The 16,171-nt window shown below is 68.8% G+C and carries 14 protein-coding genes; 5 read left to right on the plus strand and 9 right to left on the minus strand.

Annotated features, from left to right (window positions below; all coding sequences use genetic code 11):
- Positions 1-51: 51 nt before the first annotated feature.
- The 8 genes from CJ014_RS15270 to CJ014_RS15300 form a co-directional block, all read right to left on the minus strand.
- Positions 52-1,317 carry an AGE family epimerase/isomerase gene (locus CJ014_RS15270; protein ID WP_100081350.1) on the minus strand — a complete coding sequence of 422 codons (1,266 nt, stop codon included), beginning with the start codon at positions 1,315-1,317 and terminating at the stop codon, positions 52-54.
- Positions 1,318-1,434: 117 nt separating this feature from the next.
- Entirely contained in the window at positions 1,435-3,522 is a 2,088-nt protein-coding gene (locus tag CJ014_RS15275; RefSeq protein WP_100081351.1) for an alpha-galactosidase, read from the minus strand.
- A gap of 207 nt (positions 3,523-3,729) precedes the next feature.
- On the minus strand, positions 3,730-4,656 hold the full coding sequence (locus tag CJ014_RS15280; protein ID WP_100081352.1) for a metal ABC transporter substrate-binding protein: 927 nt from the start codon (positions 4,654-4,656) through the stop codon (positions 3,730-3,732).
- 158 nt (positions 4,657-4,814) lie between these two features.
- Complete coding sequence (locus CJ014_RS15285; protein WP_100081353.1) at positions 4,815-5,042, minus strand: sulfurtransferase TusA family protein; 228 nt, start codon at positions 5,040-5,042, stop codon at positions 4,815-4,817.
- A 1-nt stretch (position 5,043) separates the two neighbouring features.
- On the minus strand, positions 5,044-5,208 hold the full coding sequence (locus CJ014_RS27870) for a hypothetical protein (RefSeq protein WP_165790850.1): 165 nt from the start codon (positions 5,206-5,208) through the stop codon (positions 5,044-5,046).
- A gap of 4 nt (positions 5,209-5,212) precedes the next feature.
- Positions 5,213-5,812: an SCO family protein gene (locus CJ014_RS15290; RefSeq protein ID WP_100081354.1), complete on the minus strand. Its 600-nt coding sequence runs from the start codon at positions 5,810-5,812 to the stop codon at positions 5,213-5,215.
- Positions 5,813-5,948: 136 nt separating this feature from the next.
- Positions 5,949-6,449: a disulfide bond formation protein B gene (locus CJ014_RS15295; protein WP_100081355.1), complete on the minus strand. Its 501-nt coding sequence runs from the start codon at positions 6,447-6,449 to the stop codon at positions 5,949-5,951.
- A gap of 383 nt (positions 6,450-6,832) precedes the next feature.
- Positions 6,833-7,030, minus strand: a complete 198-nt coding sequence (locus CJ014_RS15300) for a DUF1674 domain-containing protein (RefSeq protein ID WP_100081472.1) — start codon at positions 7,028-7,030, stop codon at positions 6,833-6,835.
- An 88-nt stretch (positions 7,031-7,118) separates the two neighbouring features.
- Between CJ014_RS15300 and htpX the strand changes: the two genes are divergently transcribed.
- The 5 genes from htpX to mbfA all read left to right on the plus strand — a co-directional run bounded on the left by htpX (position 7,119) and on the right by mbfA (position 14,202).
- Positions 7,119-8,099: a zinc metalloprotease HtpX gene (gene htpX / locus CJ014_RS15305; RefSeq protein WP_100081356.1), complete on the plus strand. Its 981-nt coding sequence runs from the start codon at positions 7,119-7,121 to the stop codon at positions 8,097-8,099.
- The gene (locus tag CJ014_RS15310) at positions 8,096-9,535 is read left to right on the plus strand and encodes an RsmB/NOP family class I SAM-dependent RNA methyltransferase (protein ID WP_100081357.1); all 1,440 of its coding nucleotides are present in this window, start codon (positions 8,096-8,098) and stop codon (positions 9,533-9,535) included. Before htpX ends, CJ014_RS15310 begins: the two co-directional genes overlap by 4 nt.
- A gap of 149 nt (positions 9,536-9,684) precedes the next feature.
- The gene (locus CJ014_RS15315; protein WP_165790851.1) at positions 9,685-11,430 is read left to right on the plus strand and encodes a heparinase II/III family protein; all 1,746 of its coding nucleotides are present in this window, start codon (positions 9,685-9,687) and stop codon (positions 11,428-11,430) included.
- Between the two features lie 116 nt (positions 11,431-11,546).
- The gene (purH, locus tag CJ014_RS15320; RefSeq protein WP_100081359.1) at positions 11,547-13,136 is read left to right on the plus strand and encodes a bifunctional phosphoribosylaminoimidazolecarboxamide formyltransferase/IMP cyclohydrolase; all 1,590 of its coding nucleotides are present in this window, start codon (positions 11,547-11,549) and stop codon (positions 13,134-13,136) included.
- 88 nt (positions 13,137-13,224) lie between these two features.
- Positions 13,225-14,202 carry an iron exporter MbfA gene (gene mbfA / locus CJ014_RS15325; RefSeq protein WP_100081360.1) on the plus strand — a complete coding sequence of 326 codons (978 nt, stop codon included), beginning with the start codon at positions 13,225-13,227 and terminating at the stop codon, positions 14,200-14,202.
- Between the two features lie 7 nt (positions 14,203-14,209).
- Here mbfA and acs read toward each other — a convergent pair whose 3' ends face one another.
- Complete coding sequence (gene acs, locus CJ014_RS15330) at positions 14,210-16,156, minus strand: acetate--CoA ligase (protein ID WP_100081361.1); 1,947 nt, start codon at positions 16,154-16,156, stop codon at positions 14,210-14,212.
- Positions 16,157-16,171: the final 15 nt, after the last annotated feature.

Below are 16,171 nucleotides of genomic sequence, written 5' to 3' on the forward strand. Positions count from 1 at the left end.
ACGCCGCCGGCCACGGCCGACGGCGTTGCATGCATCCTTGATGTCCGGTCTTCAGATCCGGATGCCCTCGGTCATCAGGCCTTGCACCAGGCTGCCGGAAGTCGGCAGCAGCGGGATCAGGCAGGCCTGCACCGAGTGGTAGATGTCGGGCCGGCCGTAGAAGGGGTTGGTGGCCGGCCGGTTTTGCGCGTCGAGCTGCGGGATGAAGGCGCCGGTCGCCCGGTCGATCAGGTGATCCGTGGTGAAGTCCCAGATGCGGCGATACCAGTCCTCGTAGAAGGGGTCGCCGGTGATCGACGCCAGGAAGTGGGCGGCGCCGATACCCTCGCAGCAGGGCCACCAGAAGCGGTCGGGCACCGACGGTTTGCCGTCCCAGCCAACGGTGTAGTAGAAGCCGCCGCGCTCGCTGTCCCAGCCCTCGCCGACGGCGAGGCGGAACAGGTTCTGCGCCGCGTCCGGCAGCCAGCCGAGCTTGCGCCCGCCGAGCTCCCAGAGCTGGAGCAGGAGACGCGCCCATTCCAGCCAGTGGCCGGGCGTCGAGCCGTAGGGCTTGAACATCGGGTTGCCGACATAGTCGAGCGTCAGGTTCCACTTGCCGTCGAAATGCTCGGGCAGCCGCCAGCCGTTGCGCGAGGCGAAACGGTCGACGATCAGCTCGGCGATGCTCTCGGCCTTGCGCAGATATTCCGTGTCGTCGGTCACCTCGAAGGCCGCCATCAGCGACTCGGTGAGGTGCATGTTGGAGTTCTGGCCGCGATAGTCGCCGATCGGCTGCCAGTCGGCGGTGAACTCCTCGGCGACGGCGCCCGGCACCGGCTCCCAGAAGCGGGAAACCAGGATATCGGTGACGTCGGCGATCAGCCTGTCGGCATCGGGATGGCCGGCCGCCTTGGCGGTGGCGCCGGCGAGAAGAACGTGGGCATGGCCATAGGCCTGCTTGGTGGGATCGGTCAACGTGCCGTAGCCGACGCCCCAGTGATAGCCGCCGTTCGCCGCGTCGCGGTGGCCGTTCCACAGGAAATCCATGCCCTGGTCGACCACCGTCGCGGCGCCGGGCCGGCCCATCAGCGAGGCGATGCCGAAGGCGTGCACCAGGCGGGTGGTGATGTGGAGATTGCGCGAGGGTGGCAGGCCGCCGTCGGCGCCCGGCGCCATCGGCCGCCCGGCCTCGTCGAGCTCGAAATAGCCGCCCAGCGGGTTGCGGCAGCCGGCCTCGAAGAAGGAAAAGAGCGCGTCGGCGCGGCCGAGCAGCCAGAGGCGATGAGGCGCGCGCTCCACCCAGCGGCCGTGCGCGGCGGATTTCAATTGCCTGAGCATTTCTTTTCCTCCCGGGGCGGCGGTGCGTCTCCAGCCGTCTCTATCTTTTTAGCACCGCCCGCCGTCGGGACAACTTCAGGAAATCACCGAGCCCAGCCTTTCGCTTGGCATGGTTGATTACCGTACCGACTCCAGTTCGAGGAGCAGGGCGGTTTCCGGCCGCTGCATCGGCAACGGCAGGCCGGCGCCGGCAAGCGCCGCCGCGCTGAAGGTCAGTTCGCCGGAGAGGAGCCTCCTCTGGCCGTCGCTCATGCGGATGAAGCCGGAGGGGCAGTCGCCATGCGCGGCGGCGATCCGCCACAGCCTTTCCGGCGCGCCCGGCAGGCCGAGGGTGAGCGGCTCCGGCTGCTCGCCAATCATGGCCGGTCCCTGCGCCACGAAGACGGCGGCATGGTCGGCCGTCTTGGCGCCCCAGACGTAGCGGCCGTCGCGCGGGTCGAGGTTGAAATTGGCGCCCGGCGCGTGCAGGAGCGGCCTCAGGCGCTTGTGGAGCGCGATGAAGCCGGCGAGTTCCGTCCGTTCGGCGGCGGTCATGTCGAGCGGATTCAGCTCGACGCCGAGGTGATAGGCGAGCGCCACCAGCGCCCGGAAGGTCAGCGACAGCGTCCGGCCGGTCTGGTGGCTGGGGTTGGCCGAAACATGGGCGCCCATTGTCTCCGGCGGCAGGAACAGGCTGGCGCCGCGCTGGATCTCCAGCCGCTCGAGGGCGTCGGTGCCGTCCGATGTCCAGACGCGCTGGGTACTCGCGAGCGCGCCGTAGTCGGTGCGGCCGCCGCCCGAGGCGCAGCTTTCGATCTCGACATGCGGGAAGGCGGCGCGGATGCGGGCCATCAGCGCATGGACGGCGCGGGTCTGGGCGGTGGTCGCCGCCCGCCCGTCGGCGCCGCCGACATGCGTGAGGTCGCGGTTCATGTCCCACTTGACGTAGGAGACGGCGAGCGACCCCAGCACGGCCGACATCCTGTCGAACAGGTAATCGGCGACGTCCGGCCGCGTCAGGTCGAGCACCAGTTGATGGCGCGAGCGCAGGAGGGGCCGGCCTTCCACCTTCAGCGCCCAGTCGGGATGGGCGCGGTAGAGATCGGACTCCTCGTTGACCATTTCCGGCTCGAACCAGAGGCCGAACTGCATGCCGAGCGAGGTGACGTGGTCGACGAGCGGCTTCAGGCCGTCCGGATACTTGCGGCGATCGACCGTCCAGTCGCCGAGCGACGTGGTGTCGTCGTCGCGGCGGCCGAACCAGCCGTCGTCGAGGACGAAGCGCTCGATGCCCAGGGCGGCGGCGGCGTCGGCCTGCGCCTTGAGGGAATCGAGGCGGTGGTCGAAATAGTTGCCTTCCCAGGTGTTGAGCGTCACCGGGCGCGGGCTCATGGCACCACCCGGCCAGGACAGGATTTCCGAGCGCACGAAGGCGTGCAGCGCCGCGGCGTCCTCGGCGGCATAGGCGATCGGGCTCTGGTAGCTTTGGTTCCTGGCAAGGCGGATCTCGCCCGGCTCGAACAGCGCGCCGAGATGGACGAGGCGGCGGCCGTCGTCGAGCGTGTCGACGGCGACGAGGTGGTTGCCGCTCCAGCCGAGGTGGAAGGCGAAGCGGGCATTGCCGGCGTCGATACCGAGATAGGGCTGGCGGTCATGGCTGGTGCGGCCGCGCCGGCTTTCCTGCAAGGCGAGGCCGGGAGCGAGAGGATGGCGGCGGATCTGGAATTCCCGTCCCCACATGCCGGTGAAGCGGGTGGCTGTGGCGGCACCCGCCGGCAGCAGGAAGCTGCCGGCCATGCAGCGGTCGAGCGTATAGACGCCGTCCTTGACCGAGGTGAGGCGGGTGGAAAGGCCGAACACGCCGGTGTCGCTCGTCCGGACGGCAATCTCGATGTCGATGCCGGCAATGGCGTCGCTTGCCGTCAGCACCGTGGTCGCGCCGTCGCGGCGGGCGGTCCAGCCCGAGAAGTCGAGGAGGAAGTCGCGGCCGTCGCGATGGCCGGCGATGGCCGGCCAGCCGAACGCCCCGAGGCCGGTCACCGGCAGCAGCACCGCCGAGGGGACGTCGATGTCCATGCCGTTGACGCGGCTCGAACGCGGCACGTCCGGCCAGAAGCCCGGCGCCGCCGCGCCGCGGCCGAAAGCGAGGATTTCCGGCATGCCGCGGTCGGGCAGGCCGAGGGCAAGCGAAAGCGGACCGGCGGAAAGGGTGAGGGTGGACGGCATGGACAGGCCCCGGCTCGTTGGTTTGGACGAGGACGACGGAGCGGCACAGGATTCCCCGCACCGCTCCGGTCTCATCGTTTTGCCGGTATAATTCGCCCTTAGCCCGCCGTTCCAGGGGCTTTTTCGGGAAATTGACTTTTTGAGCCGAGATTCCCTGTCGTTAGCATGGATTTCCTTGTCGGCTTGCAATCCGCACGACCGGCGGCTTCACGGCTTGGGCGCAAGCGCCTCGGTGAGCGTGCCGATGTTGTGGCGGATCATGTCGACATAGGTCGGCGCCGGGCCGTTCTTGGCCGACAGCGCGTCGGTGTAGAGTTCGCCGCCGACCACGGCATCGGTCTCGGCGGCGATCTGGTCGATCAGCCGGCGATCCTTGATGTTCTCGACGAAGATGGCGGGAATGGCGTCTTCGCGGATCTGACGGATGATGCGGGCGACATCGGCGGCCGAAGCCTCGGATTCGGTGCTGACGCCCTCGGGGGCGAGGAGTTCGAGGCCATAGGCGGCGCCGAAATAGCCGAAGGCGTCGTGGCTGGTGATGATCTTGCGCCGGTCGGCCGGCAGCGCCGCCATGGCGGTGCGCGCCTCGGCGTCGAGCGCTTCGAGCTCGGCAACGTAGGCGCTGGCATTGGCGTCGTAGGTCGCCTTGCCCTCGGGATCGGCGGCGTCGAGGCCGGCGGCGATGTTCTTCACGTAGATGACGGCGTTGGCAACGTCCTGCCAGGCGTGCGGGTCGACGCCGTGGTGATCGTGATCGCCATCCGCTTCGGCATGGTCGTGGCCGTCTTCCTCCTCGGCCATCTCGCGCGGCGCGACACCGTTTGACGCCACCGTCACCGGGCCCTTGTAGCCCGAGGCCTCGGCGAGGCGGTCCATCCAGCCTTCGAAGCCGAGGCCGTTGACGACGAGGAGCTTGGCGCCGGCGACGGCTTTGACGTCGTCGGGCGTCGGCTCGTAGACGTGGGCATCGCCGTCGGGGCCGACCAGCGTGGTGACGGCGATGCGATCGCCGCCGACGCGGGCCACCATGTCGCCGAGGATGGAGAAGGAGGCGATCACCGGCAGACGGTCGGCGGCCAAGGCGGGTCCGGCCGCCAGGATGGCAAGAAGGGAGGCAACAAGGAGACGGTTCATCAGACCCTCTGCGTTATGTTATAACATAACTATGTGTTGGACCGGCCGGAAGCCGCTGTCAAGGGGCGGGTCGCCCCGTTCTGCTTTCGGCCTTGCAATGGATGGCGACCGGGGCGCGTCGAAGCGACGCCGGGGACAGGTTTTGGTGGCGGCGTCGGTCATCCCCTGGCGATGGTGAAACGCAGGACGGCGCCGTCCTTTTCCTCGCCGACCAGCCGGTGTCCCTGTTCGCGGCAATAGTGGGGGATGTCGATTGCCGCCAGCGGATCGGTGACCTCGACGATGAGCAGATCGCCGGGCGCGAGCGCGCGCAGCGCCTTGCCGGTCCGCAGCACCGGCAGCGGGCAGTTGAGTCCCTTGAGGTCGAGACGCGAGGCTTCGGCCATGTCAGGGCAGGGCGGAACGGCAGAGATCGACGAAGGCGCGAACGTTGTCCGACCCGGCCGATAGCGCCACGCCAAAGGCGATGACGGCAAACGGCAGGGCGAGCGAGGCCAGGTGGTCGGACAGCCTTGCGCCTCTGGCCTTCCGGTGATCGCGGCGGTCGGTCATCGGCTCAGCTCCCGGCGATCAGCGTCTTCAGTTTCTGGAGCGCCTTGTCCTGGTCTTCCATGTAGGCGATGGTGCCCTGGAAGCGGCCGTCGGCGCCGAACATGAAGCTCGACGCCGTATGGTCCATGCCGTAGTCGCCGTCGCTGCCCGGCACCTTGCGGGCGTAGACGCGGAAGGTCTTGACGGCGGCGTCGACCTGTTGCCGGCTGCCGGAGAGGCCGAGCACGCTGTCGCCGAACGACGACAGATAGTCCTTCAGCACTTCAGGCGTGTCGCGCTCCGGATCGACGGTGACGAACAACAGGTCGACCTTGCCGGCGTCCGGCCCGAGCTGTTCCTTGAGGGCCGCGTATTCGCCGAGCGTGGTGGGGCAGACATCGGGGCAGTGGGTGTAGCCGAAGAAGATGACGTGCGGCCGCCCGGCGAAAGTCTTGTCGGTAACGGCACGGCCGTTCATGTCGACCAGGCTGAAGGGGCCGCCGATATCGCTCGCCGCGACACTGGCGCTTTCCATGAAGGGAAGCCGGCCGCCGAACACCAGCCAGCCGGTGGCGCCGAACAGCACCACCACGAGCAGCCAGACGACGATGCGCACAGCCTTCATTTCTTCCCCCAAATTCGGCAATCGATCCGGCGAGCGCCGGGATCGACCGGTGCGATCCTAGAGCATTTCCCGGTCATAGCATATCGTTGCGGCGCAAGGACGCGGGCGCTGACGGCGGGCGGCGAAAAGCGCCCCCTCAGATCAGCGCGTCGCGACGGGCAAAGATGCCGCGCCAGCTCATGACGCCGACGAACAGCATCGACAGCGTGTCCCAGCCGGCAAAGGACAGGCCGAACAGGCTGATCGGCGCTTCCGAGCAGGAGACGAGACGGGTGCCCTTCACCGCCGCCATCAGGTCGGCGGCGTTGTTGACGACGGTCGGCGCGCCACCGCAGTCGGACGGGCCTTCCCACAGCTTCCATTCGGCGCCGGTATGATAGCCGGCGAGTATCGTGCCGGCCAGGAAGATGCCGCCGCCGATGAAATAGAGCAGGCGGGCAAGGCGGGGCATGCGGTGCGACAGGAGAAGGCCAACCAGCAGAACCGGCAGGCCGAAATAATAGAACATTCGCTCCTGCAGGCAGAGCTTGCAGGGCAGATAGCCGCCGATGATCTCGAAACCCCAGGCAGCGGTGATGGCAAAAAGACCGGCCAGGAACGCGAGACCGGGGGCACGAATAGCGGCGGGAGCGGACATGGAACACCTGATCGTCGAATGCGGCGGGTCCGGCCTAACAGCTTGGGACGAGCCACGCAATCGGCGATTGGGTTGTTCGGTGGCGGTCGCCGGTGGAGGAGCGCCCCCGGCCGCGCCTGAAAGGCGCGACGCTTGCGAAAACGAATTCCGGGGGGCTGGGGGGCTGGATTGAGCCGGAACCCGTCCGCAGCGTCATTGCCGGGGGACGAAGACATCCTGCTGGCTTCCCTTGGCATCGCCAAGGCGGGAATGGGGCCAAACTGTGAAAGACGATCAGAGCTTCGTGATAGATGGGCTTTAGATCGTCCTGCCGGACGATCTCGCTTCTTTGTCGACGCATCGGATGTTCCGAAAAACCGGAGCGCACTTTTCGGTCCGATGCTTCAGAAGTCGGCGGCGATGCCTTTCACTTCCCAGTCGCCGTAGCGGGCGGGCTCGAGGCCGCCGCGGCCGCCGATCTCCTTCGGCCGGCTCACGGTGGCGGCGCGGCGGCGCTCCTCCGCCTCGGCCAGGGCGCGGCGGGCGGCCGGCGACAGCGGTTTTTCCGGCGCCGAGCCGGGCTTGTCGGCAGTGTCGGTCATGGGCGCATCCTTGATGGCGGAGGGGCGGCATACCATCTTGTTTGTCTGAAATCCGGTTCAGCATAACAGCCGGAGACCGGAAGGACAGATGAATTTCTTCAAGACCTCCCTCCTCCTCGCCGCCATGACGGCGATCTTCATGGCCGCCGGCTACCTGATCGGCGGCCAGGGCGGCATGCTGATCGCGCTGGTGGTCGCCGCCGGCATGAATCTCTTCTCCTACTGGAACGCCGACAAGATGGTGCTCTCCATGCACCGCGCCCGTCGCGTCGATCGGGCCAGCGCGCCGGAGTATTATGGAATCGTCGAGCGCCTTGCCGCCAACGCCGGCCTGCCGATGCCGGCCGTCTACGTCATCGACAATCCGCAGCCCAACGCCTTCGCCACCGGCCGCGATCCCGAGCATGCCGCCGTCGCCGCCACCACCGGCCTGTTGCAGATGCTCGATCGCGAGGAGATCGCCGGCGTCATGGCGCATGAGCTCTCCCATGTGCAGAACCGCGATACGCTGACCATGACGGTGACGGCGACGATTGCCGGCGCCATCTCGATGCTGGCCAATTTCGGCCTGTTCTTCGGCTCGATGAACCGCGGCAGCGACAACCGCAGCCCGCTCGGCGGCATCGGCGTGATTCTCGCCGCCATCGTGGCGCCGCTCGCCGCCATGCTGGTGCAGATGGCGATTTCGCGGACGCGTGAATACGCCGCCGACCGGCGCGGCGCCGAAATCTCCGGCAATCCGCTGGCGCTCGCCTCGGCGCTCGACAAGATCGCCGGCGCGGCCCGTCGCGTGCCGAACATGACAGCGGAGCAAAATCCTGCTACGGCGCATCTGTTCATCATCAATCCGCTGTCCGGCGCCAGGATGGACAACCTGTTTTCGACCCACCCGGATACCGGCAACCGCATCCGCGCCCTGATGGCGATGGCGGATGGCGGCGGCTTCCGGCGGCCTGCCTCCGAACCCGTGGCGGATGGTCCCTGGACCAACCCGCGCGGTTCCCGGGGCGGCCCGTGGGGCGGGAGCGGCTCCGCCGGACGGCCGTCGAACCGTGGACCGTGGGGATGACCGCAGACAACAGTGGCCGCAAGGGCGGCGGAAAAGCCGGCAAGGGATTCGGGCCGGCACGCCCCCATGACGGCCCGAAGGGCGCCTTCAAGGGCGGGCGCCCGCCGCAGGGCGGCCGCCGTCCGCCGCGGCCGCAAGGCATCGAGGCGCGCGCCGTCGCCGTGGACCTGGTGGCCGGCGTTCAGAAGGGCCGGCTGCTCGATGCGCTGCTCGACACCGGCGCGACCGCCGAGCGCTATCAGCGGCTCGATCCGCGCGACCGGGGGCTTGCCCGCGCCATCGTCGGCTACGCGTTGCGCCGCCACGGCCAGATCGACGACGCGGTGGGCCGCTTCCTGACCCGGCCGCTGCCCGACGACGCCGGCACGCTCAAGGCGGTGATCGCCGTCTCGGCCGCCCAGATATTGTTCATGGATGTCGCCGACCACGCCGCCGTGGCGCTCGGCGTCGAGCTCGCCGGCGGCGACAAGGCGGCCGCGCCGTTCAAGGGCGTCGTCAACGCCGTGCTGCGCCGCGTCTCCGAGAACAAGGCGACCATCCTCGCCGAGCAGGACGCAATCGCCCTCAATACGCCCGCCTGGCTAATGGAGCGCTGGAGCGCCAGCTTTGGCGCCGACGTCGCCCGCGATATCGCCGCCATGAATGCCATCGAGCCGACGCTCGACCTCACCGTCAAATCGGATCCCGACGGCTGGGCCGCCCGGCTCGGCGGGATCAGGCTGCCCAACGGCTCGGTGCGGCTTCCCGTCACCGGCGCCGTCGAGAAGATCGACGGCTACGAAGAGGGCGGCTGGTGGGTGCAGGACGCCGCCGCCACGCTGCCGGTTCATCTCCTGGGCGACGTCAAGGGCAAGAAGGTCGTCGACCTCTGCGCCGCGCCCGGCGGCAAGACCGCCCAGCTCGCCGCGCTCGGCGCCGACGTCACGGCCCTCGACGTATCCTTCCACCGGCTGCAGCGCCTGGAGCGCAACCTCTATCGGCTCGGCCTCAAGGCCAACCTCGTCAAGGCCGACGCCACCGAGTGGCTCGGCGGCACCTTCGACATGGTGCTGCTCGACGCGCCGTGCACGGCGACCGGCACGCTGCGCCGCCATCCCGACGGCGCGGTCGGCAAGAAGCCGGCCGACGTGGCCACGCTCGCCGCCCTGCAACGCCGCCTGATCGATCAGGCGATCCGCATGCTCAGGCCGGGCGGCCTTCTGGTCTTTTCCACCTGCTCGCTGGAACAGGAAGAAGGGCCGGACCAGATTCGCCGGTTGAGGCTGATCGAAGCGCCGCTCGACGTGGTGCCGGTGACGGCCGACGAGCTGTTCGGCATGCAGGAGATCGTCACGCCCGACGGTTTCGTCCGCACCCTGCCGTCGCACCTCAAGCTGGAGGATGCCCGGCTTTCCGGCCTCGACGGCTTCTTCGCCGCCCGTCTGCGCCGCCAGTGAAAGCCGGACGCGGGTCGATCTCGCTATAAAATTGATCGGTTTCGCACACCAGTTGGTAACCAAGCCGGGCGTCTCATGCCGTGATGAGCGCCTCCGGTTCGTCCGGAGGGCGAGTGATTCTTGCTCCAGCACCGAAAGGGGGCCTGACGATGCGCGCACAAGTCGCCGGCACGGCTCGGCTGGTGCTGTTCGCCGGCGAACTGGCCCTGCGCCGCTTTGTGCTGGCGCTCGAGCGCGGCCCCTTCTCGCGCTGGCGCTGGCCCGGTTCGACGCCCGAGCGACTGGTCATCGCCCCGCAGGATATCCGGACGACCGATCCGACGGTCGCCGCCGACATCTACGCCGGCCTTTACACCTTCGCCGGCAAGGTGGTGGAGACCGGCGGCCGCTCGCCCTTCGACATGCCGTCGCCGTCGTCGGAATGGACGCGGGCCTTGCACGGCTTCTCCTGGCTGCGGCACCTCAGGGCGGCCGAGAATGCGCTGGCCCGCCAGAACGCCCGGGCGCTGGTCGCCGACTGGATCGCCCAGGAGGCGCACGCGCCGCCAGAGGCCTACGAGACCGAGAACATGGCCCGCCGGGTGATCGCCTGGATCACCCAGTCGCCGCTGATCCTCAGGGACGCCGACCGCGCCTTCTATCGCCGCTTCCTGCGCTCGCTGGTCCGGCAGGTGCGGCGGCTGCGCGGCCGCCAGGCCGATGCCGTCGACGGCTATCCGCGCCTGCTCGCCGCCGTGGCCGTCGGGGTCTTCGCGCTGTCCGCCGACAACCAGGGCCGGCTCGCCCGCCAGGCCGGCCTCAGGCTCGAGCAGGAGCTGCGTCGCCAGATCCTGCCGGACGGCGGCCACATCAGTCGCGACCCGTCGGTGATCGCCGACCTCCTGACCGACCTGCTGCCGCTGCGCCAGGCCTATTCCAACCGGGGCGTCAACCCGCCGCAGGCGCTGATCGTCGCCATCGACCGCATGATGCCGATGCTGCGCTTCTTCCGCCATTCGGACGGCAGCCTGCCGCATTTCAACGGCATGAGCGTCAGCCATGCCGGCCAGCTCGCCACCCTCAACGCCTATGACGACACGCACGGGCGGCCGGTCGAGAACGCCAGCCATTCCGGCTATCAGAGGCTGGAGGCCGGCGGCACGGTGCTGCTGATGGATGCCGGCCCTGTCCCGCCGGTCGGCGTCAGCCAGAAGGCGCATGCCGGCTGTCTTTCCTTCGAGATGTCGAGCGGTCCCAACCGCTTCATCGTCAACTGCGGCGCCGCCGACGATCCGCGCTGGCACGCGGCCGCCCGCTCGACGCCGGCCCATTCGACGCTGTCGCTGGAAGACATGTCCTCCGGCGTCTTCCTCGATACGCCGCGGCTGGTGCGCCGGCTGGGATCGGTGATGATCGACGGTCCGCGCGACGTGCCGGTGGCCCGCGAGGACCGCGACGACGTCATCGCCCTGGTGGCGAGCCACGACGGCTACGCCGGCCGGTTCGGCGCCATCCACGAGCGGCGGCTGGTCCTGCGCATCGACGGCGGCGAGATCGTCGGCTCCGACCGGCTGACCTTCGCCGGCCGCAAGCCGCGCCACGACCGCTTCGCCATCCGCTTCCACCTGCACCCCCTGATCCGGGCCAACCGCACCGCCGGCGGCGACGTGCTGCTGGTGGCGCCCGATGGCGAGGCCTGGACGTTCACCTGCGGCCTGATCGCGCCGGAGCTCGAGGACAGCGTGTTCCTGTCCGACACCCTTGGCCGCCGCAAGAGCCTGCAGATCGTGCTGCCGGGGCGGGCGCGGGTGACGCCCGAGGTGGCCTGGGCGCTGACCCGCACCGCCGAAGGGCAGCGCGGCCGGTCGCGCGGCCGTGACACCCGGCTGGGTCCGGATCTGTTCGCCGGCAACTGATCGCCGGTTTTCGGCGCACAAAGAGGCAATTGCCAGCCCAAATCGATTGGGCGCGGGTTCCGCGCGGCGGCCTTTCGTGCTATCGCGCCGCCATCCCCACTCCCGGAGACATCCCCATGGCTGGCCATCCCGATCGCGTCGCCCCCAAGCGCGCGCTGCTTTCCGTTTCCGACAAGACGGGCCTCGTCGAGTTCGCCCGCGCCCTCGCGGACCGCGGCGTCGAGCTGCTGACCACCGGCGGCTCGAAGAAGCTCCTGAGCGATGCCGGCGTTCCCGTCACGGAAGTGGCCGATTTCACCGGTTTCCCGGAGATCATGGACGGTCGCGTCAAGACGCTGCACCCCAAGGTGCACGGTGGCCTTCTCGCCGTCCGCGACGACGCCGGTCATGCCAAGGCGATGGCCGACCACGGCATCCTCCCGATCGATATCCTGGTGGTCAATCTCTACCCCTTCGAGGAGACGGTGGCGCGCGGCGCCGGCTATGAGGAGACCATCGAGAACATCGACATCGGCGGCCCCGCCATGATCCGCGCCGCCTCGAAGAACCACGCCTACGTCACGGTGCTGGTCGAGCCGGCCGACTACGACAGCGTGATCGCCGAAATGGATCGGGGCGGCGTCACCTTCGACACCCGCCGGCGGCTCGCCGCCAAGGCCTATGCCCGCACCGGCGCCTATGACGCGGCGATCTCTGGCTGGTTCGCCGGCGTGCTCGGCGGCAAGACCGGCGATTTCGTCGCGGTCGGCGGCAAGCTCGCCCAGGACATGCGCTACGGCGAGAACCCGCACCAGTGGGCCCGCTTCTACCGCTCGACCGAGATCCGCCCCGGCGTCTCCACGGCGACGCAGCTCCAGGGCAAGGTGCTCAGCTACAACAACATCAACGACACCGACGCCGCCTTCGAGCTGGTGGCCGAGTTCGACCCGGCGGTGCCGGCCGTTGCCATCATCAAGCACGCCAACCCCTGCGGCGTCGCCACCGGCGCGACGCTGCTCGAGGCCTATACCAAGGCGCATCGCTGCGATCCCGTTTCGGCCTTCGGCGGCATCGTGGCGCTGAACGGCACGCTCGACGCCGACACGGCCAAGAAGATCGTCGAGATCTTCACCGAGGTGATCATCGCCCCGTCGGCCACCGATGAGGCGATCGCCATCGTCGGCGCCAAGAAGAACCTGCGCCTGCTGGTCACCGGCGGCCTGCCCGACCCGAAGGCGCCGGGCATCACGGCGAAGACGGTGGCCGGCGGCCTGCTGGTCCAGTCGCGCGACAACGGCGTCGTCACCGCCGCCGACCTCAAGGTGGTGACCAAGCGGGCGCCGACCGACGCCGAGCTTGCCGACCTGCTGTTCGCCTTCAAGGTGTGCAAGCACGTCAAGTCCAACGCCATCGTCTACGTGAAGGATGGCGCCACCGCCGGCATCGGCGCCGGCCAGATGAACCGCGTCGATTCGGCGCGCATCGCCGCCATCCGCGCCGGCGAGGCGGCGGAAGCGGCCGGTCTTGCGGACTCGCTCGCCAAGAGCGGGGTGGTCGCCTCCGACGCCTTCTTCCCGTTCGCCGACGGCCTCGAATCGGCGATCGCCGCCGGCGCCACCGCCGCCATCCAGCCGGGTGGCTCCATCCACGACGCCGAGGTGATCGCCGCCGCCGACAAGGCCGGCATCGCCATGGTGTTCACCGGCATGCGTCACTTCCGGCACTGAGCATGATGCCGAAAAGTTGCGGACTTTTCGGACAATATCATGCGCCACTTCAGGCCCTGAGAGAACGGCCGGCCGCCCGGAGCACATCATGTTCAATGCCCTCGGCGGCCGCCGCCGGTTTTCCGACCTCAACGAGCAGGAAATCCTGGCGCTGGCCATCTCCAGCGAGGAGGACGATGCCCGCATCTACGCGAGCTACGCCGAAAAGCTGCGCAAGGACTATCCGGCGACGGCGGCGATGTTCGACGAGATGGTCAAGGACGAGGACGGCCACCGCCGTTTCCTGATCGCCGAGCACCAGCGGCTGTTCGGGCCGGTGATTCCGCTGATCCGCCGCGAGCACGTGGCCGGCTATTATGCCCGCCAGCCGATATGGCTCGTCGAGAACCTCGGCATCGAGCGCATCCGCGAGGAAGCGGCGCGCATGGAGGCGCAGGCCTACGCTTTCTACGCGGAGGCGGCCAAGCGGGTGTCGGATGCCGGCGCCCGCCGTCTGCTCGGCGATCTCGCCGAGCAGGAGCGCCACCACATGGAAGGCGCCGAGATCGCCCGCGAGGAGAACGTCGGACCGTCGGCCGAGCAGGAAGAGGCGATGGTCGCTCGCCGCCAGTTCATCCTCACCTATGTGCAGCCGGGCCTCGCCGGCCTGATGGACGGCTCGGTGTCGACGCTGGCGCCGATCTTCGCGACGGCCTTCGCCACGCAGGATTCCTGGACGACCTTCCAGGTGGCGCTCGCCGCCTCGGTCGGCGCCGGCATTTCCATGGGCTTCACCGAGGCCGCCCACGACGACGGCGTCATCTCCGGCCGCGGCTCGCCGATCAAGCGCGGCCTTGCCTCCGGCATCATGACGGCGATCGGCGGCCTCGGCCACGCGCTTCCCTATCTGGTGCCGAATTTCCGGCTGGCGACGGCGATGGCGCTGGTCATCGTCTTCGTCGAGCTGTGGGCGATCGCCGGCATTCAGAACCGCTACATGGAAACGCCGTTCTTCCGGGCGGTGATCCAGGTGGTGATCGGCGGCGCGCTGGTGCTGGCCGCCGGCATCCTGATCGGTGGCGGCTGATACCTCCTCACACGTGGCGGTTCTGGCGGTGGTCGATCAGGTCGGTCACCACGGAAGGATCGGCCAGCGTCGAGGTGTCGCCGAGCGAGCCGAAGTCGTCCTCGGCGATTTTCCTGAGGATGCGGCGCATGATCTTGCCCGAGCGGGTCTTCGGCAGCCCGACCGCGAACTGGATCTTGTCGGGCGAGGCGATCGGGCCGATCTCCTTCCTGACCCATTGCGTCAGCTCGGTGGCCAAGGTGTCGGTCGGCGTCTCCCCCTCCATCAGCGTCACATAGGCGTAGATGCCCTGTCCCTTGATGTCGTGCGGGTAGCCGACGACGGCGGCTTCCGCCACCTTCGGATGGGCGACCAGCGCGCTCTCCACTTCCGCCGTGCCCATGCGATGGCCGGCGACGTTGATGACGTCGTCGACGCGGCCGGTGATCCAGTAGTAGCCGTCCTCGTCGCGCCGGGCGCCGTCGCCGGTGAAATACATGCCCTTGTAGGTGGAGAAATAGGTCTGCACGAAGCGGTCGTGATCGCCGTAGACGGTGCGCATCTGGCCGGGCCAACTGGTGAGCAGCACGAGATTGCCCTCGGCCGGGCCGTCCAGGACGTTGCCGAGCGCGTCGACGATGGCCGGCTCGACGCCGAAGAACGGCCGCGTCGCCGATCCCGGCTTCAGGCGGGTGGCGCCGGGCAGCGGCGTGATCAGGATGCCGCCGGTCTCGGTCTGCCACCAGGTATCGACGATCGGGCAGCGGTTGTTGCCGACCACGTGGTAGTACCAGAGCCAGGCCTCCGGGTTGATCGGCTCGCCGACCGTGCCGAGGATGCGCAGCGAGGCCCGCGACGTGCGCTTCACCGCTTCCTCGCCATGCGCCATCAACGAGCGGATGGCCGTCGGGGCGGTGTAGAAGATCGTCACCTTGTGGCGGTCGATCACTTCCCAGAAGCGCGACGGGTCGGGATGGCTCGGCACGCCCTCGAACATCAGCGTCGTCGCACCGTTGGCGAGCGGGCCGTAAAGGACGTAGGAGTGGCCGGTCACCCAGCCGACGTCGGCGGTGCACCAGTAGATGTCGTCGTCGTGGCAGTCGAACACCCACTGATGGGTGAGCGAGGCATAGACCAGGTAGCCGCCGGTGGTGTGCAGCACGCCCTTGGGGCTGCCGGTGGAGCCGGAGGTGTAGAGGATGAACAGCGGGTCCTCGGCGCCCATCGGCGACACCGGGCAGTCGGCGGCGACGCCCTCGGCCGCGTCGTCATAGTAGACGTCGCGTCCCTCCTGCATGGCGACCGGCCGGCCGGTGCGCCGCACCACCAGGACCTTGGAAACGCCGGGGCATTTTTCCAGCGCGGCATCGACATTGGCCTTGAGCGGCACCTTGCGGCCGCCGCGCACGCCCTCGTCGGCGGTGATGACCAGCGCGCTGCCAGCGTCGCGGATGCGGCCGGCCAGGCTGTCGGGCGAGAAGCCGGCGAACACCACCGAGTGGACGGCGCCGATGCGGGCGGCGGCCAGCATGGCGAAGGCGGCCTCGGGAATCATCGGCAGGTAGATGGTGACGCGGTCGCCGCGCCGGACGCCGGCCGTCTTCAGCACGTTGGCGAAGCGGCAGACCTCCTCCTGGAGCTCGCGATAGGTGATGGCGCGCTGCTCGGCGGGGTCGTCGCCCTCCCACAGGATCGCCACCTTGTCCGGCGTGCGATCGGCGTGGCGGTCGACGCAGTTGTAGGCGGCGTTGAGAATGCCGTCCTCGTACCAGCGGATCGACACGTGATGTGGATCGTAGGACGTGTTCTTCACCCGCGTGAAGGGCTTGATCCAGTCGAGCCGGCCGGCCATCGACGCCCAGAAGGCGTCGGGATCGTCGATGGAGCGCTTGTAGAGCTCCAGATACTTGTCGTTGTCGATAAAGGCCGATGCGGCAAGCGCCGCCGGCACCTCGAACACCTCACCACCGGACATGTGCGGAACCTCCGT

This window comes from Pleomorphomonas carboxyditropha (assembly GCF_002770725.1).
Taxonomy (GTDB): Bacteria; Pseudomonadota; Alphaproteobacteria; order Rhizobiales; family Pleomorphomonadaceae; genus Pleomorphomonas; species Pleomorphomonas carboxyditropha.